The sequence below is a fragment of the Fimbriimonadaceae bacterium genome (assembly GCA_019638775.1).
Lineage (GTDB): Bacteria > Armatimonadota > Fimbriimonadia > Fimbriimonadales > Fimbriimonadaceae > JAHBTD01.
The window spans coordinates 184,233-205,830 of sequence record JAHBTD010000004.1 but is presented as its reverse complement, the minus strand read 5'-3'; the positions used below and the strand labels follow the sequence as shown (position 1 = coordinate 205,830).

The 21,598-nt window shown below is 56.2% G+C and carries 19 protein-coding genes and 3 tRNA genes; 8 read left to right on the top strand and 14 right to left on the bottom strand.

What is annotated here, in order from left to right; all coding sequences use genetic code 11:
• Positions 1–41: 41 nt before the first annotated feature.
• The 5 genes from KF784_15200 to KF784_15180 all read left to right on the top strand — a co-directional run bounded on the left by KF784_15200 (position 42) and on the right by KF784_15180 (position 8,525).
• Positions 42–863 carry a (Fe-S)-binding protein gene (locus KF784_15200; GenBank protein ID MBX3120405.1) on the top strand — a complete coding sequence of 274 codons (822 nt, stop codon included), beginning with the start codon at positions 42–44 and terminating at the stop codon, positions 861–863.
• 142 nt (positions 864–1,005) lie between these two features.
• Positions 1,006–2,373 carry an iron-sulfur cluster-binding protein gene (locus KF784_15195; GenBank protein ID MBX3120404.1) on the top strand — a complete coding sequence of 456 codons (1,368 nt, stop codon included), beginning with the start codon at positions 1,006–1,008 and terminating at the stop codon, positions 2,371–2,373.
• A complete protein-coding gene (locus KF784_15190; GenBank protein MBX3120403.1) occupies positions 2,360–3,052 on the top strand; it encodes an LUD domain-containing protein in 693 nt (230 codons plus the stop codon). The genes KF784_15195 and KF784_15190 overlap by 14 nt, the downstream gene beginning before the upstream one ends.
• An 80-nt stretch (positions 3,053–3,132) precedes the next feature.
• Positions 3,133–7,233 carry an amidohydrolase family protein gene (locus KF784_15185; protein ID MBX3120402.1) on the top strand — a complete coding sequence of 1,367 codons (4,101 nt, stop codon included), beginning with the start codon at positions 3,133–3,135 and terminating at the stop codon, positions 7,231–7,233.
• A 188-nt stretch (positions 7,234–7,421) separates the two neighbouring features.
• Positions 7,422–8,525: an aminopeptidase P family protein gene (locus KF784_15180; GenBank protein ID MBX3120401.1), complete on the top strand. Its 1,104-nt coding sequence runs from the start codon at positions 7,422–7,424 to the stop codon at positions 8,523–8,525.
• Positions 8,526–8,583: 58 nt separating this feature from the next.
• Here the strand turns inward: KF784_15180 and KF784_15175 are convergent, their stop codons facing one another.
• From KF784_15175 to KF784_15165, 3 genes are all read right to left on the bottom strand, one after another.
• Complete coding sequence (locus KF784_15175) at positions 8,584–9,240, bottom strand: PEP-CTERM sorting domain-containing protein (GenBank protein MBX3120400.1); 657 nt, start codon at positions 9,238–9,240, stop codon at positions 8,584–8,586.
• Positions 9,241–9,500: 260 nt separating this feature from the next.
• On the bottom strand, positions 9,501–10,214 hold the full coding sequence (gene rnc / locus KF784_15170) for a ribonuclease III (GenBank protein ID MBX3120399.1): 714 nt from the start codon (positions 10,212–10,214) through the stop codon (positions 9,501–9,503).
• A complete protein-coding gene (locus tag KF784_15165) occupies positions 10,205–11,392 on the bottom strand; it encodes a pyridoxal phosphate-dependent aminotransferase (GenBank protein MBX3120398.1) in 1,188 nt (395 codons plus the stop codon). The genes rnc and KF784_15165 overlap by 10 nt, the downstream gene beginning before the upstream one ends.
• 32 nt (positions 11,393–11,424) lie before the next feature.
• On the opposite strand from KF784_15165, the gene KF784_15160 reads away from it, so the two are divergent.
• Complete coding sequence (locus KF784_15160) at positions 11,425–12,471, top strand: iron ABC transporter permease (GenBank protein ID MBX3120397.1); 1,047 nt, start codon at positions 11,425–11,427, stop codon at positions 12,469–12,471.
• 141 nt (positions 12,472–12,612) lie between these two features.
• On the opposite strand, the gene KF784_15155 is transcribed toward KF784_15160, so the two are convergent.
• Complete coding sequence (locus tag KF784_15155; protein MBX3120396.1) at positions 12,613–13,776, bottom strand: TIGR03790 family protein; 1,164 nt, start codon at positions 13,774–13,776, stop codon at positions 12,613–12,615.
• A gap of 44 nt (positions 13,777–13,820) precedes the next feature.
• Positions 13,821–14,909, bottom strand: coding sequence for a GNAT family N-acetyltransferase (locus KF784_15150; GenBank protein ID MBX3120395.1), 1,089 nt, complete (start codon positions 14,907–14,909; stop codon positions 13,821–13,823).
• Positions 14,910–15,013: 104 nt separating this feature from the next.
• Here KF784_15150 and KF784_15145 point away from each other — a divergent pair, with 104 nt between their 5' ends.
• Positions 15,014–15,994: a beta-propeller fold lactonase family protein gene (locus tag KF784_15145; protein MBX3120394.1), complete on the top strand. Its 981-nt coding sequence runs from the start codon at positions 15,014–15,016 to the stop codon at positions 15,992–15,994.
• A gap of 123 nt (positions 15,995–16,117) precedes the next feature.
• Here KF784_15145 and KF784_15140 read toward each other — a convergent pair.
• The 6 genes from KF784_15140 to KF784_15115 form a co-directional block, all read right to left on the bottom strand.
• Positions 16,118–16,194 (bottom strand) — tRNA-Pro (locus KF784_15140).
• A gap of 47 nt (positions 16,195–16,241) precedes the next feature.
• Positions 16,242–16,316: transfer RNA gene (locus KF784_15135), tRNA-Thr, on the bottom strand.
• Between the two features lie 4 nt (positions 16,317–16,320).
• Positions 16,321–16,406 (bottom strand) — tRNA-Tyr (locus KF784_15130).
• Positions 16,407–16,541: 135 nt separating this feature from the next.
• Positions 16,542–16,880, bottom strand: a complete 339-nt coding sequence (locus tag KF784_15125; GenBank protein MBX3120393.1) for a tRNA-binding protein — start codon at positions 16,878–16,880, stop codon at positions 16,542–16,544.
• 24 nt (positions 16,881–16,904) lie between these two features.
• Entirely contained in the window at positions 16,905–17,399 is a 495-nt protein-coding gene (locus KF784_15120) for a hypothetical protein (protein MBX3120392.1), read from the bottom strand.
• Positions 17,400–17,437: 38 nt separating this feature from the next.
• Positions 17,438–17,944, bottom strand: a complete 507-nt coding sequence (locus KF784_15115) for a MarR family transcriptional regulator (GenBank protein ID MBX3120391.1) — start codon at positions 17,942–17,944, stop codon at positions 17,438–17,440.
• 180 nt (positions 17,945–18,124) lie between these two features.
• Between KF784_15115 and KF784_15110 the strand changes: the two genes are divergently transcribed.
• On the top strand, positions 18,125–18,904 hold the full coding sequence (locus KF784_15110) for a rhomboid family intramembrane serine protease (GenBank protein ID MBX3120390.1): 780 nt from the start codon (positions 18,125–18,127) through the stop codon (positions 18,902–18,904).
• A 47-nt stretch (positions 18,905–18,951) separates the two neighbouring features.
• Here KF784_15110 and KF784_15105 read toward each other — a convergent pair whose 3' ends face one another.
• The 3 genes from KF784_15105 to KF784_15095 all read right to left on the bottom strand — a co-directional run bounded on the left by KF784_15105 (position 18,952) and on the right by KF784_15095 (position 21,598).
• Complete coding sequence (locus tag KF784_15105) at positions 18,952–19,782, bottom strand: Stp1/IreP family PP2C-type Ser/Thr phosphatase (GenBank protein ID MBX3120389.1); 831 nt, start codon at positions 19,780–19,782, stop codon at positions 18,952–18,954.
• A gap of 8 nt (positions 19,783–19,790) precedes the next feature.
• A complete protein-coding gene (locus tag KF784_15100; protein ID MBX3120388.1) occupies positions 19,791–20,693 on the bottom strand; it encodes an FHA domain-containing protein in 903 nt (300 codons plus the stop codon).
• 77 nt (positions 20,694–20,770) lie between these two features.
• A complete protein-coding gene (locus tag KF784_15095) occupies positions 20,771–21,598 on the bottom strand; it encodes a hypothetical protein (GenBank protein MBX3120387.1) in 828 nt (275 codons plus the stop codon).

Here is a 21,598-nt window from a genome sequence, read left to right as displayed (position 1 = left end):
TCTGTAGTCGCCCATCACCGATCTCCGATACAATGTCCCCAATGCGCGTTAGCCTCATGCTCACCTGCCTTTGCGACGCTTTCTACGGAGAGGTCGGCATCGCAACGGCGCGCATCCTGGAGCATTGCGGCTGCACCGTCGAGTTCCCCAAAGGCCAAACCTGCTGCGGACAGCCCCCGTTCAACTCGGGCGACTGGGACACTGCCCGCCCCATCGCCAGACGCACCCTCGGCACGTTTGACAAGGGCCTGCCCATCATCGTCCCCAGCGGGTCGTGCACGGCGATGCTGCGGTCGGGCTACCCGATGCTTGGCCTTGAAGCCCCCCGAGCATTCGAGCTTTCCGAATTCCTTATCGACCATCTCGGCATCGACCGCTGGCCTTTGCGCGGGTCTTGCGTGACGAGGAAGCAAAAGGTGGCATTTCATCGGTCGTGCCACATGCGGGAATTATCAGCGAGTGGGCGTGGCTTGGGCGTCTCGCCCAAGCGTTCCACGGGCGTCCCGCCCGTGGTTGCCGGAATCCATGACCGGGACGGTCATGGGACACATGGGCGAGACGCCCATGCCACGGAATCCCCCCAAGAACGCCTCCTCACCCTCATCCCCGGACTCGAACTCGTCCAGTTCGCCCAGCAAGAACAGTGTTGCGGCTTCGGCGGAGCCTTCTCCGCCACCCACGGCACCCTCAGCGCAGGCATCGGCATGGAGAAACTCCGCTGTCTGATGGATGCGGGGGTGGATACGGTCGTCAGCGGCGACATGGGTTGCCTGATGCACCTCCAAGGGTTGATCGACAAAGAGCGGCTGCCTCTCAAGACGAAGCACTATGCGCAGTTGCTTGCGGAGGTGTTGCCCGTATGACGAGACTATGGAAGTCACGGCGTAGCATGGGCGTCCCGCCCAAGCGTTCCACGGGCGTCCCGCCCGTGGTTGCCGGAATCCATGACCGAGACGGTCATGGGACACATGGGCGAGACGCTCATGCTACGAAGGTGTTGCCCGCATGAAAGGTTCACGGGTCGAGAAGTTTGCTGAAGCCTTAGATCAGGGCACCACCAAGGCTGTCCGTTCGGCCTCCGTCGCCAAAACCACGGGCCGACTCCAGACCCTGAGCGCGGTATTCGACGGCGACATCGAATCTGCCAGAGCCTACGCCGCGCAAGTCAAAGAATACGTCCTAGATGACTTATACGACCTACTCCTCGAGTTCGAGAAGAGCTGCACGGCCAACGGCATCACCGTGCATTGGGCCAAGGACGCCGAATCCGCCCGCAAGATTATCCTGGACATTGTCGAGAAGAGCACGGACAAGGAGAGCCCGATCGTCAAAGCCAAATCCATGGCGACGGAGGAGATTCACCTCAACCATGCGCTGGAAGAAGCGGGATATCACCCGATCGAAACCGACCTTGGCGAGTTCGTCGTCCAGCTCGATGGCGACACCCCCAGCCACATCGTCACGCCCATCATCCACAAGACCAAGGAACAGGTGGCGGAGACCTTCGCGCACCACCGCATCGGCCCGCCCAGTGAGAATGCCGAAGAACTCACCCTGCAAGCCCGCGACCACCTGCGGGGCAAGTTCCAGCAGGCCAAAGTCGGCATCAGCGGGGTGAACTTCGGCATTGCCAAAACCGGGCGAATCGTGCTCGTGGAGAACGAGGGCAACAATCGTCTTTCCACCACCGCGCCAGACGTTCATATCGCGCTGATGGGGATCGAGAAGCTTTTGGTCAGCGAGGACCAGCTGCCCATCTTTCTCAAGATTCTCGGCGGCTCAGCGACGGGACAGCGACTCACCACCTACGTGCATCTCATCTCTGGCCCGCGCAAAGCCGATGAACAGGACGGTCCAAAAGAGATTCACCTCGTGCTGCTCGATAACGGACGGTCCCGAATCCTCAATGGCCCGTACAAAGACATCCTCCGGTGCATCCGCTGCGGCGCATGCCTGAATGTCTGCCCTGTGTATCGGCAGGCTTCGGGGCATGGCTACGGGCACGTCTACAGCGGGCCGCTCGGGGCTGTGCTCGCTCCTGCGCTGGAAGGGGTGAAGGGCATGGGCGATCTTGCCCAAGCTTCCAGCCTTTGCGGGGCGTGCGAAGAGGTCTGTCCGGTCAAGATTCCGATCCCCCATCTGTTGCTGAAGCTTCGGCATGAAGCGGTTCAGAAGGGGGCAAAAGATTCGGGGATTCCTTGGCAGTGGTTTGGCATGGCGGCGGAGGACAGCAAGAAGTGGAAAGCGGGCTTGGCCCTGCTTCCGCTTGCAGGTGGACTGCCAAACCCGGCGACGAAGGGATGGGACGAGCACCGCTCTCGACCCGAAAAGCAGGGGCGAGACTTCAGGAGGTGGTGGCGTGGCCGAGCGTGAACAAATCCTGCAAGCCCTGAGCGCTGTCCAATCTAAAGGCAAGGCGCTTCCCGAGCCGATACGGCGGTCGTCGGAGCGATCCATCGATGAGCTGTGGGCCATCTTTGAGGAGAGGCTTAAGGCAGTCGGGGGGAAGATGGCGACCTCAGAGGACCTTCAGAGTCTCCTTAGAGGGAACATCCTCGTCGAACATGGCATCGACCTCAATGAACATGGCATCGACCTCAATACTCTCCCCTTGAGGGGGAGAGTCGGTGAGCGCAGCGAACCGGAGAGGGGTGAAGAACAGATGTCTGGCGATCACCCCCACCCTGTTCACTCCGTTCACAGCCTCCCCCATCAAGGGGGAGGCGATCCTAGTTTAGACTTGTCCGTCGTGACTGACCCCTGGACCGCCGACCTTTCTATCACCACCGCCAAGCTCGCTATTGCCGAATCCGGCACTCTGCTGCTGGAAACCGGCCCCGATAAGTCCCGCCTCGCCAGCCTTGCTCCACCCCGTCACATCGTGTTGGTCAGTAGGGAGAGCATCGTCGAGAGCCTGGAAGAGGCGATGCCGTTCGTTTCCGAGCGGAGCAGCGTCTTCATCACCGGTCCCAGCCGGACCGCCGACATCGAAGGAACGCTCGTTCACGGCGTCCACGGGCCGAGAGAGCTGTTTGTGAGTCGGGAGCTATGAGCTAGGAGCTTGCAGTCTGTAGCTCCCAGCTCCTAGCACAAGCTCTCAGCTACTTCCGCGTTTCCAGTAGAATCAATTTCATGAAGCTGAAAAGATTGCCAGTGCTCGCACTGCTGGCGACACTTCCGTTGATCGCGATCGCCCAGGACTCGCCTCGCCCCACCTATCTGCTCAAGGGCGCCCGCGTCATCGTTTCGCCCGGAAAGGTGATCGAGAAAGCCGACATCCTGGTGAAGGATGGCGTGATCGCAAAGATTGGGAACAATCTGGAGGCATCGGGAGGTGCAGAAACGATCGACTGCTCGGGCCTCTCCGTCTATCCAGGCTTGATCCACCCGCTTCTGCGAGTGACCGTCGAGGGAGTGACCCAGACGCCGACAGCAGGACAAGTCGGTCCCGGTGGGGGTGGAGGTCGCACCCAGGTTAATCGCGACGCCGACCCGTTTGGAAAGGCCGTCAACCTCTTTTCCGACAAGCGCATTGCAGAGATGGGGCAGAAGGGCGTGAGTGATTTCGAGTCGCTGGTGAAGAACGGCTATGCTGTGGCTCACACCTATGCCCGAGGCGGGTTGGTAGGACCCAAATCCGGCATCTTCAGCCTCTCATCGCCCGACATCGCTCCGGCAAACATGATGAGAGAGGGGTTGGGATTCCCGATCTCCCTTGCCGCGCCGAGAAACGGACAATACCCCGGCTCGACGATGGGTGCAATCGCCTTTATCCGACAGACGATTCTTGATGCTGGGTGGTACGGCAGGATGCAATCGTACTATGCGGCTAATCCAAACGTCGCACGCCCAGAGCGCGACCTTGCCCTGGAGCGACTCGTTGCTTTGGCAAAGGGCGAAGACTACGCGCTCTTTGACGATATGAGTGAACTATCGGCTCTTGAGGCGATGGCAATCTCGCGAGAATTCAATCTTAAGTCCATATATACGATGCGGCGCAGCGCCGGGGCAATTCTTGACCTTCTCAAAAATCCGCGCATTCAGGTCATGCTCGATGGCGATCTCATTTCAAAGCCAACCATCAGCCCGGACGACAGTCGAAACGATGTGGCCAACATCCGCGCGTATTTCAATGAACTTCAGGCTGGAGCGGAGTTAGAGAAAGCGGGGATTGAGTTCTGCTATGCTCCGTCGAGCTCCAGTAACCCGTTTGAAGGGATCCGTATGCTCGTGCGATGCGGACTCAGCCGCGATGGCGCACTTGCGGCAATGACGACTCGCCCAGCCAAGCTTCTTGGCATCGACAAGCGTGTTGGAACGGTCGAAGAAGGAAAGCTTGGGAACCTGCTTATCGTTCAAGGAGACCTACTCAGCCAATCTTCGCAGATCATGGCAGCGTTCGTCGAAGGCCAGCGAGTGGCGTTTGACATGCCCAAAAAGAAGGAGGCAGATCAGCTTGGACCGGAAGCGCCAATGAAGTTGATGCCTCCAAACTACGAGTCCTTCCCACGCCCCGCCGAAACGAAGAAGGCGTTCCGACTCTATAAGAACGCAACGATCTGGACGATGTCGCGGCAGGGCGTTCTTCAAAATGCCGACATCATCATCAAAGATGGCAAGATCGCAGCGATTGGGAAAGGGCTGACGGCTCCTGACGGGTGTGAAGTTATCGACGCCAAAGGGCTTCATATTTCGCCAGGTCTGTGGGATTGCCACAGCCACACAGCCATCACAGGCAGCGTCAACGAATCGACGAACATGATCACGGCGGAGTGCCGGATTCAGGATGTCGTGAACCACCGAGACGTGAACGTGTACAGACAGCTTGCCGGTGGTGTGGTAGGGGCGCAGCAGCTTCATGGCTCCGCGAACGTCATTGGTGGACAAGCAAACCCGGTCAAATGGAGATGGGGGCAGCGCCCCGAGGATTTCCGAATAGACTACGCACCGATGGGAGTGAAGTTTGCCCTCGGGCAAAATCCGATCCGCGAGCCTGAAGGTGGCTTCGGCGGCAATCAAGCTCCCGAGCCGTCGTGGGATAGCTTGCTTACCTGGCGTCCTCAAAGTCGTATGGGCAACGAGGATTCGATCCGTCGTGCATTCTACGCGGGCAAAGAGTACGCCCAAGCTTGGGCCGATTTCAAAGCCGGCAAAACAAAGGTTGAGCCCCGGCGAGATCTCCAGCTCGAAGCGCTAAGCATGATCGCCGATGGCACGATCAAGATTCACAGCCATGGCTATCGCCAAGATGAATTCTTGATGCTGATGCGTGTGGCGAAGGAGGTTGGGGCCGAGATTGCGACGTTCCAGCACATTCTTGAAGGCTACAAGATCGCTGATGAAATGGCGGAGCAGGGCATCGGCGGATCGACGTTTGCCGACTGGTGGGGATTCAAGCTCGAAGCGTATGATGCGATCCCTTACAATATGTCGCTGATGGCGGATCGAGGAGTGGTGACCAGCGTCAACAGCGACAGCAACAACCACGCTCGAAGACTGTACATCGAAGCGGCGAAGGCAATCCGTTATGGAGCTTCCACGCCAGAGGCGTCACTGAGTTTTGTCACCACTGGGCCGGCGAAGCAGATGGGAATCTCTGGGCGGACCGGCTCACTCGAAGCAGGCAAAGATGCCGATCTTGCGATCTGGACCGCGCCCCCGACTTCGATCTTTACCAAGTGTTTGGCAACTTATGTCGATGGCGTGAAGCTGTTTGACCTTGCCGACGATGCCAAGCAGCGCGCCGAGCGAGATGCTTTCCTCGCTACAGCAAAGCAGGTGCTTGGACAGGACGAGCCGCCCAAAGCTGCGGAGGCCGCAGCCGCAGGAGAGCTCACAGCGGGGGAGACCGCAAAGGTTTCGGGAATCGGCGAAGTAACAGGCATCCCCGGAATCGCGAAGTACCAAGCAAAGGCGTTTGCTATCGTGGGTGCCACGATCCATCCGATGATCGGCGATCCGTTTGTCGGAAATGTGGTTGTGGGTGACGACGGTCTGATTAAGGCTGTCGGGCCTCGGGCAGCGATTCCGAATGGTGTGACCCGCATCGACGGCAAGGGCAAGCACGTCTACCCTGGCCTCATCGATGCTTCTACTACCTTGGGACTCAACGAAATCGGTCAAGTCCCGGCGAGCAATGACTCTTCGGAGCGCGGCAATTTCCATCCCGACTATCGACCCGAACGCGCGGTAAATCCCGAGAGCGAGCTTCTTGGCGTCGCTCGTGCGCAGGGTGTGCTCACGGCGGTCACCCACCCGACTGGCGGGGGCATGCCCGGGCAGGCATCTCTGATTTACCTGGACGGTTACACCTGGGAGGATATGACCATCCAAGGTGGTATCGGCGTGATGCTTACGGTCGGTGGTGGAGGCGGTTTTGGCTTCGGCGAGGATGAAGATCTTTGCGGAGAAGAGCATTTCGGCGCTGGCTCAGCGGTGAAGCACAGCCATGACGAACACGAGGACGATAAAGGAGGGCAGGGCCGTCGCGGTGGTGGTGGCGGTGGCGACACAACGTCTTCACTACGCCAAGCATCGACTTGGCTCCAACAAGCTAGAGACTATATCGAAGCCCGCAATGCTTACGCCTCTGGGAAGGGACCCCTCACTCCTCGCGACGACCGAATGGAGCAGCTTGCGAAGGTTCTGGACAAAAAGTGCTCCATCCTTGCGATTGCCCATAGCGCCAGCGATATGAAGGCGACAGTTGCATGGGCCGAGAAGGAGGGAGTGAACATCCAGCTGCTTGGCTGCACCAACGCGGTCGAGATCGCGGATTGGCTTGCTGAGAAGGGCATTCCCATCATCTTTACGGCGACGATGAACCTGCCCGGCGGCAACGATTCTCATCCTCATGAGTTCTACGCTGCACCAGGGAAGCTAAGAGCTGCCGGTGTGAAGGTCGCGCTTTCGACGAACTCCGACTTTGACGTTCGTCAGCTCCGAGACCAAGCAGGATTCGCGGCCGCCTACGGGATGGACCCCGAAGACGCGATGCGATCGGTCACGCTTTGGCCGGCTGAGATCCTCGGTCTCGGCAAGCGTCTTGGCGCGATCCAAACGGGCTATGAAGGAACGCTGATCGTTACCGATGGAGACCTGCTGGAGACCTCCACGCGAGTGTTGCACGCCTGGATTCGGGGCAAGGAGACGAGCCTGGAGAACAAACAGACCCGGCTCTACAACAAGTACAACACGAAGCCGAAGCCGAACACATGGAAGAAAGCAGGATAGTCCAATTTTTGGATTTTGGATTTACGATTTTGGATTGAACGTCCTGCCTTCTGGTGAGATGTAGCCGCAGGTTTAAGACTGCGGCTACATAGGGTCTTCGATAGGCCGGAGCAATCTCTGCGCCTTTGGCTCTTGTTTACCTGTCTACATGAGCCACCTCCTTGGCGAAGACCCGATATACTTTTCCTATGTCGTCACCAGTTTACGAGTCGCGTATCGAAGCGCTGGCTGAGCAGCTTCGGCTGAACGGATGCTCGGCTTTCTTTGCCTGGACCCCGGTCGCAATGGGCTATATCCATGGATTCCACGAGGGTGGTCACGAGCGGTTCCTGGCTCTTGCCGTGACCGACGAGGGCAAAGTCAGAATGATCTGCCCGGCTTTGAGCGCGAACCAGGCGACCCGAGTGGGGATTAAGGACGTGCGGACATGGCAGGATGGCGAGGACCCGCTGCTCCACTTTCAAGAGCTGGTCCATGACTGGGGCATCGAGCGCAGCACTATCGCGGTAGACCCCGATCTGCCTGCCCACATGCTGCTTCCTATGCACATCTCAGCGCCCAACGCACGATTTGTGAACGGTCGTTTCGTGCTTTCCGCATTGATGCGAGTGAAGTCGGCAGAAGAGATTGACTTGATGCGGAAGGCCGCGCGTATCGCCGATGACGCATGGCTTCAGATACCACACATCCTTAAAGCTGGAAAAACTGAGCGCCAAGTTTCGATAGAGCTTGAGGCAGAGATGTCGAAGCGCGGAGGGCTGCCCAAGTTTTGCATCATTGCGACCGGGGCAAATGGAGCAGAACCGCATCATTTGAGCGACGACACAGTCATCCAAGACGGCGATGTGGTCATCCTCGATTTTGGCTGTGAGTTCGGCGGATACCAGAGCGACATCACGCGAACCGTAGCCTGCGGTGAGCCACGTCTGGAAGCTCACCGAGTTTACGAGATTGTGTATAAGGCACACATGGCCGCGCGGGAACATGCGAAGGTGGGATCAACCTGCGAATCGGTCGATCAAGCCGCAAGGCAAGTCATTGACCGAGCCGAGTACGGCAAGTATTTCATTCATCGAACGGGGCACGGCATTGGGATGCAAGGCCATGAAGAGCCCAATATCGTTGAGGGGAATAAATACAGGCTTGAAGTTGGCAACTGTTTCAGCGTGGAGCCGGGCATTTATATGCCAGGACGCTTTGGCGTAAGGATCGAAAACATCGTGGCGATGGAGGAACGAGGCTGTGTCAGTCTCAACGATGAACCGAGTCCCACGCTAACTGTGATTGGCTAATCAAAAAAACAGTCCGAGAAGGACTGCTTCTTGGACTGTTCGGTGTGTTTTGATTTTCTTAGGAAGATCGTTTGCGTCTTCGAACAACCAGGGTCGTTACACCGGCTGCAAGGATCGCGATCGTTGCAGGCTCCGGCACGGGCGGATTGGACCCGCCTCCGCCAACCGCTCCTACCAAACCAAGCGCGGGAAGAATCGCCCAGGGGAATCCGCCACCGCCAATGATCTGGATGTCGCTGCCGCCACCGGTTACGGTCGGAGGTGTATAGACGGCTGAAGGGATGGTTTCAACAGGGTTGTAACCCGGAGGAATCACCGATGCGACCGCCTCGCTCAGTTCACTTTGCATGGTTACTGGTACTTCGGCAATCTCCGTAGAGATCGTCGTATTCGGCTCGATGAACTCAACGATGGTCGTTTCCTTTTTCGGTCCTCGAGTCATTGGGTTTCCGCAAATGACCATCATGACGGCCGTGCCGTGAGGATCGGCAAATACGGGAGTCCCTTTCTTAAGCATTCGGGCTTTTGATCGCAGTTCGCCCGTTGCCGGAACGTTGTAAACCACATACAGCCCATCTTTGTCGAGGACAGCACGATGCAGAGTTCCGATGTAGGCAATCAACTCTTCCCGGTCCATAGCAAAGTGTCGGCTATAGCGAGAAAAAACCTCGGGGTCGGTCGTGATATGAAGAATCAAGTCATTGACCGAAGTCACCTTTCTGTTGATATAAGAATTTGTGGGTAATTGTGCGTGGGACACCGCCATACATAGGAACGCGAACATCCCCAGAAAGCTCAATTTCAAATAATTCAATCGCATAACACACCACCGACACGAACGTATGGACACCCTTCCGTGCGCAGTTACATTCAATTGGACTGCATCTCCAATGCCAATAGTCAACTTCTATCTGAAATCGGGCAACTCGGAGGCTAAATCCAGCAATTTCACTAGGTCCAACTACATTATACAGATTACGATGGATCTAGGTGGAGTTCTGCGATCTCTCTGGCGCGAACATGACGCTGGATCAGACCGATCGCGTCTTGAGCAGCGGCCTGCTCCGCTTCCTTCTTTGACCGCCCTGTCCCTTCTCCCATCACTTCGTTATCGAACAGCACTTGCACTGTAAAGCGCTTGTCGTGAGCCACACCAGCCTCACGGGCTACTTTGTAAGTTGGGGTTTTATGCCAAGTCGCCTGTGCAATCTCTTGGAGCTTTGACTTAAAGTCGTTAGGATTAACATCACCTTCACTGACCCTCATCAAGTAAGGATGCAACTGTTCAAGGATAAACCAGCGTGCCGCTTCTAACCCGGACTCTAAATAGATCGCACCGAAGATCGCCTCCAAAACATCGGCAAGAATGGAGGGGCGATTTCGTCCGCCGGTGGCCTCCTCCGACGCACTCAACTCCATGAATTCGGTGAGGCCAAGCGAGGCCGCCGCTTCCGCAAGAGGGCCTTCTTGGACAACGCTCGACTTGGCTTTGCTGAGCATTCCCTGATCCCAGTCGGGATGATTCTCATAGAGGTACTGGGCAATGACGAGCCCCAGAACGGAGTCGCCAAAAAACTCAAGTCGCTCATAACTCTCCAGCACCGGATCGGCTGCTGCAGACCTGTGCCGCATCGCGAGCAGAAACAGCTCTTCGCTTTTTAACGGTATAGCTTTAGGAATCAAACACATGCAGCGCTCAAGGCATTGGCAATTCGCTCAACCCCGCGATGAATGTCTTCTCGGCTCGTCGCGTAGCTGAGGCGAATGTGACCGGGACCGCAGAACACAGAGCCGGGCACTGTCGCCACTAATGCATTTTCCAACAAATATTCTGCCAATGCACAGTCATCGGAAAATCTTTCGCCAAGATGTTTACTGATATCGGCGAACAGATAGAATGCTCCGCGCGGTTCGGGAGCGTAAACACCCGGAATCAAGTTCATGCTGGCGGCGATCTGGTCTCTTCTCGCCCGATACTCTTCCCTCATCGCGATTACGGCGTCATCGGGCATGGTGTAGGCCGCGACGGCTCCTTTCTGGGCAAACGAGTTTGGATTGCTCGTCACCTGGTCCTGAAAGTTGGTCATCTTCTTGGCGACCTCTGCGGGTGCGACGGCATATCCGATTCGCCACCCGGTCATCGCAAAGGACTTGCTGCATCCCCCAATGGTGATGGTGCGCTCGGCAACTTCAGGGCTAAACGAGGCGATGGACGTGTGCTCGATGCCGTACACCAACTGTTCGTAGATCTCATCGGAGATGATCCAAAAGTTGTGCCTCAAGGCAAGCGTTGCAATCTCTTTGAGCGTCTCCCGCGTGTACACTGCGCCCGTAGGATTGCTCGGACTGTTGATGAGGATCGCTTTTGTTTTGGGTGTGACCTTCTCACGAATGCTTTCAAAGCTGGGCACAAAGGAGGTGGACGAATCCGTCTGGACGATGACCGGAACGCCGCCGTTGAGAACGATCTGTTCGTAGTAGGTCATCCAGTAGGGCGCGATAAGGATGACTTCATCACCAGGATCGAGCAAGACTGTCAGAGTATTGAAACAACTTTGCTTTGCGCCGCTGCTCACGACAATCTGGTTTGGTTCCGCCTTAAATGCGTTCTGCCGGAAGAGCTTTGCCGCAATCGCAGACTTGAGCTCGGGGATGCCTGACGTTGGCGTGTACCTTGTAAAGCCGGATCGAATGGCCTCTACGGCGGCATCGCACACAACGGTTGGCGTGTCAAAGTCGGGCTCACCTGCGCCGAAATTGAGCACGTCCTTGCCGTCGGCCTTCATTGCCTTCGCCTTTGCGGAGATCGAAAGCGTAGGGGAAGGGTTGAGCAAGCTGCATCGCGCAGCGAGACCTGGGTGACTCACGCGATTAGTATACCGACGGCTATAATCCCAACGTGTCGCGAGCAGAGTCTGAGGGTCCACAGAGGAAGGCGTTTCTGCCGGTGCGCACACTCGTTATCCTTTGCATCGTTGCGATTCTCGCATTCTGTATTCACATTGGGGCAGGCAGCTCAGATTCTCATCGCCTGATGCTCAGGCTCACGCCGGTTGAGGTTGTTCAGGAGATTTTGCGTGGTGACACAGACTCTGGCGAAGCGCACAACGTGATCGTTTGGAGGTTGCGCCTGCCACGTGCACTGGCTTGCGCGCTCGTAGGGGCTCTGCTTGGGATTGTGGGTTCGGCTTTTCAAGGGCTGTTTCGCAATCCACTCGCCGATCCTTACATCGTCGGCGTATCGTCGGGAGCGGCTGTTGGTGGAGCTGCAGCGCTGCTTTTAGGGATAGCAGGCTTGTGGGGAGGGCTTGCGATGATGGCCCTTGCGTTCATGGGTGGGGTGCTGACGCTCCTCCTAGTCTTTGGGCTCGCTCGCACGCGTCAAGCGGTAGACGTTCAGCGGTTGCTGCTGGCGGGAGTGGTCGTCGGGGCAATGCTTTCCGCGATCCTGACCTTAATGTTGGCTTTGGCCGGACAAGACACAAATCAGATGTTGCGCTGGTTGTTGGGAAGCATGACGCCGATGACATGGACCAAGCTCGCGATTTTATCTGGCGCGCTTGTTCTTGGGGTCGTCCCTTTGCTTGGCCAAGCGAAAGCCCTCAATGCTTTTGCGATGGGAGAAGAGACCGCCCACCGCCTTGGCGTTCCAACGAAGCGACTCAAGACAGTGGTCTTGGGTGTGGGGACCGCCATGACCGCAGTTTGTGTTGGCGCGGTTGGGATCATCGGCTTTTTGGGACTTGTTTCGCCGCATGTGGCGCGTCGCTTAGTTGGGGTGGACTGGCGCTGGTCGATGATAGCTTCGGGATTGGTCGGCGTTTTTGTTCTGTGCTTTGCCGATGTTCTGGCCCAGTGGGGTGTGCCAGGCGGTGAGCTGCCTGTTGGCGTGATTACAGCGCTGGTTGGGGCTCCCTTCCTCTTGGCCCTTTTGAAGAGGGGGTAGTAAAGGGAGAACGATGAGTGCTGAACGGGGAGGCCGAGGCATTCGCAGATTGGAGTTCGGACCGTTTGCCTTTCCCTCAGAGTCCCACTTTTGACTTCAAATCTCCGGTGGACAGCAACTCCCTAGCGCCGTTCCTAACTCCTACCCCTTTGTCGCGTACGGACTGCAAAGCGGGTCCCCGATTACCAAGTCTTTCCACTTGAGCACTTGGCTTGACATGTAAAAGCTCTCGGCAAGATTGAAGCCCTTGGTGTAACGGTCGAACAAAATCTCAGGCCGCGCAAGGGCAAACGTGTAGGGCTCGCTTACGTACCCTTTGATGCCAGTGAGCCCACCCGCAATAAGGTCGGCAACAAGGCTTTGCCCGCCGGTGGTTGGGCTAAATGTCCGCCCGCTAGTTGAAACGAATGTCTCCCCGATAGCCCCCGGTACAAACCGTAATGACTTGTACACATTGGCATCGAAGTTTCCGTCGTTACTCCCCCACGAACAATAGCCGGCAAGTGGTTTGTTGCTGCCGGTGAAGGTCATTGTCTCGTCGACACTGACGTCAAAGCCACGATCACGTAGTCCCTTCGCCGCGGTCAGCATGCCGTCCTGCATGTCTTTGTATCCGCCGCCTTTTCGCCCGGGGTCGCAATCAAAAAGGAACGGTCCTTTCTGTACTTCAGCTTTGAGCGAGTTTGTCACCAGCCGGAGGGCATCCTCAATCGTGTAACCGTCAAGCCGAGTCACTAGATAGAAATTAAACTTCTTGCTGTCGAATTTTTCGGCTTTGCCAAAGTAAGGGTTCATGCTGCTGCGAATTTGAGTCTCCTCAAGCTTCTCAATCGGCTTGATGGGCAGGTTCATGGTGGCGATGTGCCCGTCCACGCTGTACCCATTGTTGTCGCGCAGGCGGATCGGTACACCTTTGGTAAGAACGATAAAGTCGATTTGCTGCCTCAATCCCGCGATCTTCTTCCGAATGGGGTCTTCGAGAAAGGTCTTGTATTCGCTGTCCGGCACGTTGTCCGAAGTGGACATATTGACTTCGAGCAGGTTGTCCTTTGGGATCTTACGCCGGACCATATAGAACTCGGCAATTTGTCGGCTTGCTTCGCTGGCCTTGTTCATGACCACAAGAACACGTCGGGCATCGGGGCTTGCCTGCTGATAAGTGGTCGTGCTTTCGACTGGGCGATTAACGGTGAGCTCGGGAGAAGGCTGTGAACAGGATGTGATCAGACAAATCGACAGGGCAGATAACAACATAAGAATTTTCACCGACGCAACCTCACTGAGGTGGGCTTGGCGATTTGCCAAGCCTTCTCATGATAGACGAACAACTCTGGCGGTCGGAGGTTCCCTTACCGGAGGCTTTTGCCCTCAAGCCGTGCACGAATCTTAGATTCGACCTTAAAGCCTGCCGTATTCACGGCCTTCCCGATGTTTCCGCGCAACGCTTTGACGGGCATTAGAAGGCGGAGGTTATCATGGCAGTGCTGTGGCTTCCACCGTCGTTTGTACGGTTCATCTCCCCGCATAAAGTCGAACTGACCGCAGCCTTCTTCAATGGCTCTCCGGATAGTTGAGGCGACCAGGAGCGTCCCCGGTGAGATAGCCTTGTGGGCAGGATCGAATCCGCTTTGGTAGAAGTAGCATGTATCGTGCGTGCGCATGGCGTAGATCGCCCCGATGCCCTCACCCTCAACCATCAGGGCGCTTAGCCAAAGCCATCCGTTATCGACAGCTTTTTGCCCCCATTCTTGATGAAATCGTAATGTTCGCTTGCCGATAAAGGCTCCTGGAAGCCCCCTTTGCTTCCATCGCAGCTTGTGGCACTCGAAGAAGAGGTCAAGGTGATCCTGTACGTTTTCTTTCGTGCAAGGGATGATGCTTGCCTTGCCTTCGCTGAATATGGTTTTGTCCAGTTTCCTGACGTCTTGACGGAGACTCTTGCCGAGCATCTGGAGATATTCCTCGTAGGTTTTTGGCAAATCGAGAACGAGACACTTGGCCTGTGAAAGTATCCGCACGTTTTCGTCGTTTTTGGGCCAGACCTGGGCAAAAGGGTGAGACTCACGAGCCTGGTGTATATCAACGAGGTCAACACCCTCTGCACTTTCAAAGGCTCCCATCAACGTTTGAGCAACCTCTTCCGCGTATCCACTTCGCGCGAGCGGATGAAGGTAGTCAGAGGGACCACAGCCCATCGGGCGAAGAGTTCGCCAGGCCCCAAACTTGCGAACCATTGGCATCAGTCCCACAAGATCGTCGCCTTCAAAGGCGGCAAAGATCATCGGGCGTTTGGTGGTGCCGTAGTGCTTGAACCACGTCGATTGCCATTCAAATGTTTGGAAGGGCGTTGCGTCGGGGGCGTCTTGGAATAGCGCGCGCCAAGCCGGTCCAAGGGTTTCCGGCCAGTCCGGTTTGTCGAAGACCCGAACGCTCAGCACAGATGGATTATGACGGGCGGACTTGGGCGAGCGGTCAGGAGTCCCGCTGCACACCGTGCATCTCATGGAACCGACGGTGAGCAACCAAGCGTATCTGCGGGCACATGAAAGCTACTTTGATTTCCCTCTCTTTGCTCGCGCTGCTCGGCTGCATCGGTGAAAAGCCGACCGCCTCCGACCCGCTCGAATACGGGATCCCGGGCACGATGATCGCCCTCAACAAACGCGAGAACACTGCTTCGGTCATCGACATGCGCACAGGCGAAACACTCAAGAAGATCGAAAGCGGGCCGAATCCGAACGAAGTCGCCTTCTCCGACGACGGCAAGACCGCCGTCATCGCCAATCTCGGGTCGGGCAATGGACAGCAGGCAGGCAAAACGTACACGGTCGTCTCTCTGCCGGACATGAGTGTGGTCAAGCATATCGAGCTGACCCCGCATGAAGGACCGCACGGCGTTGTGTGGATCGACAAGGATCGGGTTGTGGGCACGTCCCACGCCACAAACTCCGTGATCGTCGTCAACATCACGACAGGCAAGGTCGAGAAGGCGATCTCGACCGAGCAGCAGGGAACGCACCTGGTTGTGCTTTCGCCCGACAAGAAGCAAGGATACGCCGTGAATGCGATCTCCGGCTCAGTCTCAGTGATCGACTTGGAAGCGGGCAAGCTGGTCAAGAACATTCCATGCGAAGCACGATGCGAAGGGATCGCCATCTCTCCCGATGGCAAATGGATCACGGCAGGGAATGTCGCTGCCAACACAGTTTCAATCATTGACGTTGCAAAGATGGAGGTCGTGAAGACGGTGAAGGACACGATGGGTCCCATCCGCACTTTCTGGTCGAAGGACGGCAAGACGGTACTCGTATCCTGTGCGATGGGCGGCGAGCTTGCATTGATCGATCCGCAGAAGTGGGAGATCTCCAAAAGGATCAAGCTATCCGATCAAAAGGTCAAGTTCGAGCTTGGAGGGCAGCCCGCGCCGATCCCCATGAACTATGCGATGAGCCCGGATGGAAAGTACGTCTATGTCGTGATGATCGCATCCAAAGCCGTCGCGGTTGTGGACACGACAAAGTAGGAGATTGTCGGCAAGTACGACACGGGAGAGCTGCCCGACGGAATTGCCGTCAGCCACATCACGATTGGCGGGCGGGCTTGAGAGTCGGGACACTCGATTTTCCAGATTTTCCAGGCAAAAAAATGGTCGGGATGAGAGGATTCGAACCTCCGACCTCTTCGTCCCGAACGAAGCGCTCTACCAAGCTGAGCCACATCCCGATTGCTGCCGTATTCTACTTTGTTCCAGGGGTCTCTTCGGAGAAAACTGGAGCCCTCGACGAGAATTGAACTCGTGACCTCTCCCTTACCAAGGGAGTGCTCTGCCGCTGAGCTACGAGGGCGATATGGTGGGGAGTGTAGGATTCGAACCTACGAAGGCTATCGCCGACAGATTTACAGTCTGTTCCCATTGGCCACTCGGGCAACTCCCCAGACGGAGAGGAATAATACCTCTCGCTAATTTAGGAATGCATGGTTTAGGCCCCATTGCCTTTGCCATACCTACGTTAGCAGCTCCGCTCCTATTTATGAGTTGGCAGAACGGAGTCAAATGCTCAGTAAGCACGTCAAAACAGCTTTGACCCATTTGGAACCGGCTTATCCGGACGGGCGAGCACAACATCGCCGTTTTCGTCGGCAAAACCGGTGACAAGACATTCGGAAATGAACGGTCCGATCTGCTTTGGCGGGAAGTTCACAACCGCGACAACCTGACATCCCACCAACTCCTCAAGCGTGTAATGCACGGTGATTTGGGCGCTGGAACGTCGCGTGCCGATCTCCGACCCAAAGTCTACAGTGAGCTTATAGGCGGGTTTGCGGGCCTCAGGAAACGCCTCGGCGGCGACAACCGTTCCGACGCGCAGCTCGACCTTTTCGAAGTCGGGCCAATTGATCTCTTGCATGATCCGATTGTAGACGCTGACGCCCTACATTGAGATCACAGCGTGCCAAAGGAACGAGGCAACAAGACTAATGATGCCGAAGATAAGCGCCCCAAGAGCGCTGGACTGCCTTTTCGACAGGCCGACAGCGGCTAATACAATCCCAATGATCGACATGAGAGGGCAACAGATAATGCCGATCGCGGAGAAAACCCACGCGAGCGTGGTCTCAGTGCTGCTTGTGCGCTGCGCGTAGTTTGGGTATGTAGACTGAGGAACCCCTGGGCGGGCATACCATTGCCCTGGTTGCCCCGGCTGCGGTGGCGCCATGCCTTGAACTACCGTTGGCGGTGTTAGGCTAGGCGATGCAAAAACGGACTTGAGAGCATGCAGGTCGGAAGCGCGAATCTGCTTTCCGGTCGGCGCTTCAACAAGGATCGATTCAGGACCGATGCGACGCTCAGCCGCCCACATCTGCAGGACATCCTCACTGGCAGGACCAAAGCGCTGTCCATCGGGCCAAAGTACAAAATACTGCATCGCTCATATTCGGCACGAGCGCCAAGAAATCGCCGGCGTTATCGTTTCGCGGGGGATTCTCCTGTAATGCTCGGCTCTCTCGCTGCCTCATCTGAGTTTACGTGCGCAGAGGTCGCACGTTTCAAGGCATCGCGCATTGCCTGGGCCTCTTCGTTAGGAATAAAGCGTCCGAAGTGCTCGTGAATTAGCTCCGCATAGCGCGGCCAACTCTCCTCGCGCTTCTTTAATCCTGTGGGTGTGAGAACCGCATAAAGGCTGCGCCGATCTCGGGGATGTGCGCACCGCCGGACCAAGTCCTGCTGCTCCAGACGGTCCACAAGCCGAGTAAGCCCGCTTCGGCTGAAAACCACCGCGTTTGCAAGATCGGACATGGTCAATCTTTGATCGGGAGCGTCCTCAAGCGCCAGGAGCACGTCGTAGACTTCGAGTGAGGGAAGGTCCTCCGCAAGCAGGGCCGCATCGATGGCCTTCGTCAATCGTGAATGGGCGACGAGAAAACTGCCCCATGCTTCCTTCTGTGCTTGGCCGAGCTGGACTTTGGTCATTAGCGTTAATGATAACCCAGCAGTAATTGCAATAGCAAATGTTTAATGTTCAATTGTGATTCGTCTGACAACTGTTGTGAAAGCAATCATTGTAGGCCAATCGTATCAGCCTGCGGAGAGTCATGTTTTTCGCCCGACGTCTAATGCCGATTGAGCGTAAAGACATAATGAGTAAAGCCTATGAGCGTCCTTTCCGATTTCCAATCCAACGCTCGCCGACTCGGCGCGCCCGTGACCGTAGCCCTTGTTGTCCTCATTATCGTAACTTTCTTGGCCCAGTTCGTTGCTCCGAAAAGCTTTCCAATCAGGGATTGGGCTTACTTCACTGTCGACGGAATTTCCAGGCCTTGGTCGCTGTTGTCCTATCCCTTCGCTGCGAATGAGATATTCAGCGTGCTCTTTGCGGCATTGTGGCTTTGGGGCATTGGAGCCTCGGTCGAGCGAGAGATGGGTTCGGTCCGATTCGGAATCTCATGGGCTGCGTTTTCGGTTCTTTCAGCTTTGTGTTTGTTTGTTGGAGCAAGAATCGTTGGGGTTGATGCACCGCTAGCCGGAGCATGGGTGGCTCTTGGCGCAGTCACCGTGATCTGGGGAACTCGAAATCCTGACGCCCCTCTCACGCTTTTGTTTGTGTTACCGCTGACCGGTCGTTGGATCGCGTGGCTCGCGGGGGTTTTCGCGTTCTTTAGCACCGATGCGAAGCTGGCTCTGTTTGCCGCCTTGCCCCTCATCCTCGCATATTTCTTTGCCGCGAACAAGCTGCCTTTGGCTTTCACCAAGGGTGCAGCACGACCTTTCCAGAAATCTCAAGGCGCAACGAAAGTGCGCGGCGCTGGAGTGTATAGCCAAGAGTACTTCGACGAGGTCGAAAAACGGGAACGTGAGCGGGAAGAGAAGGAACGGCTTAAGAAGCTGTTTGAAAAGAGCCTGATACAGGACCCTGACGCAAAGGAAGAGTGACGATCCTCAACACTGAATTAGGAAGTCATCTTTCCTTGTTCATTGTTTCACGATTCGCTCGGCTCTTCAAGCTCGTCAATCCGCACGATCATCACCGTCGTGTTGTCGCTTCCACCCTCCATTAACGCTCTGCCAACCAGTCGCCAGGTCGCCTCGCTCGGGCTGAAGTTCATCAAATGTTCTCGAATGAGTTCGTCTGGTACGTGGTTGAGCAATCCGTCCGAACACAGCAGGAAAAGGTCGCCGACTTCAACTTCGTGTCGACTGATGTCGCAAACGACGTTCGCCTCCGTTCCAACTGCTCGCGTGAGGACGTGTCTATACTGGTGACGTTCGGCATCCTCACGGCTCATCATGCCCGCCGACACCACGTCCTCGACCCAGGTGTGGTCAGTGGTGAGCTGGGTGAGTTCCTCTCCGCGCAGTCGATAAACCCGCGAGTCGCCAACCTGTCCAACGTAGGCCGAATCCTGGATGAGAATCATCGCGCTGAGCGTTGTTCCCATGCCACGTCGAGAGGGAACTGCATGGGCTATATCTAAGATAAATCGATTCCCGGCTCGCACAGCGTCTCGAATCGCATTTTCCGGGTCAGCGCCAAGGTGGTTCAGATAAACGTCGATAAACGTCTTACAGGCCAGTTCGCTGGCGATCTGTCCTGCCTCATGTCCGCCCATGCCGTCGCAAACAACAAAAACCATTCCTTTGGAAGCCAAGCTGGCATCGTCCTCTGGAATGAAGAACTCCATCTTGTCTTCGTTGTTCTCGCGAACGCGCCCCAGATCGGTCTTACAGGCAACTGTGACCTTGGGACGGTAGCGCAGTTCCACGGGCGCGATGAGAGACTCGGTGGCGTATTCGGCAGTAATTTCTTCCATGAGGTTCGTTATTCGGCGACTTCGGAAACCTTGACACGAAAGACGAGCGCTCCAATTTGGATCTCGTCATCCTCCGACATTTTCGTTCGCATGTTCGGGCTTAGCTTTGCTCCGCTAAGCATCGTTCCGTTGGTGCTTCCAGTGTCGGTGATATAAATCCCGTCGTCAGCAAGTTCGATGAGGCCATGTTTGCCCGAGATATAGCCGTCGGCGATCTGTACATCGTTGTCCGATTTGCGTCCAAAGGTATTGATTCCGGACTTTAGCGGCGCTTCGATGCTCTCTCCGACCAAGAACGCGGGAGGTTGCTCCACTCTTGGCGCGGCTGAGATTGCCGCCGTCTTGTTCGCCGAAACCACAGCCGTTTTGTTGGTTGCTCCCGGCATAGAAAGCTTCATCTCAAACCCGGCGATGTTGATCGAGTCGCCTGCGTTGAGAGGTTGAGCGCTGCCCTGAGAGAGCTTTGTGCCGTTTAAAGTCGTGCCGTTTGTGCTCCCCAAATCCTCAATGGTCAAGGTTTCACCGTCAAGAGTGACCTGAGCATGACGGCGGCTCGCCTTCGGCTCGTTAATCTGAATATCGCCTTCCCGTCCGATCGTGTTTTGCCCAGGCCGGATCGGATACTCACGCCCGCTCTGATCCACCAGAACTGGCAGTTGAACTGCGGGCGCGCCGAACGCATCGCCATCCAAAGACATCTCAAAAATAAGCCCACACTCGACGCAGCAGATCATCCCTGCAGGGTTGAAGGTCTTGCAGACAGGACACTGCACCGGCTTGATCGTTTGGGTTGCGTTCAAGCTGGGCGCGGTCCCCATCATGGTTTTATTGGGGTCGAGCGACGGTGCCGTTCCCATCTGGGTTCGGTTCGGGTCTGCGCTGAGCATCTGGGTTCTTCCGGGATCGTTCATGGGCCCTCACTGGGAATTCTACTTGCTATTATTGTAGGAAGGCTTTGCCGGTTCCTTCGGTTCACCGGGCAAGAATATTATTTGTCTTCAAGCCTAAGGTGATTTTCGTCCAGCTCGGCTTCGGCTTGCTGGAGGGCGCGAAGTTCGGCGAGGGTACTGTCGATGCTGGTCTCACGCGCGAGCTGTTCGCGAAGAGTTGAACTTTCTCGCACCCTTTGAAGGACAGATTCGAGTTCGTGGGCGAGTATGTCCGTCTTTTTTGCCATGTCTATGGCAGAAGCAAACTCGGAAGGGAGAGTGATTTCCGGCGTACCTGAAGGTTCTGAAAGACTCTCAAGCGACATCTCGTAGAGGTAGAACCAATCAGCCTTTGACATCTGCTCGAGCGGTAGGTCTGTAAGCATGATCGTGAGGTCTTCGATGGCTCGATTCATCGATGCCTCAGCATTGTCGCGAGCTTCTTTCCAGTGTGTAGAGAGCTGATCGTTCTTCCAGATCGGATCGGCAAGGCTCTTCATCACCCGAGCCCATTGCTTCGAGGTGTACTCAAGAATCGCGGCGGCATGTGGATCAAGGATCTTGCGCAGAGTTCCGCTTCGAGATCGCTCTGTGAGCTCTTCAATTGCTTTGTCCAGAGACTGTAAGCGTTTCTGATCCTCATTTTTAGGTCTGGTGATCAGATTGGTGAGCCAGTGGAGAGTAAAGCCAGTGACGATCAAGGACAGGAAGAAACCAAAAAAAGCTGCTGCAGAACCAGCTGTGATGAAGAAAAGATAGCTTCCGACGACGCTCAATCCCAGAGTCGCCATGCACCCAAAACTCTCGGCAGCGCTCAGCGAAGGAGATTTCCCTTTCCTTTCCCGCAGGTACTCGTTTAAATTGGGCAGTTGTCTCGGTCTCGCCAT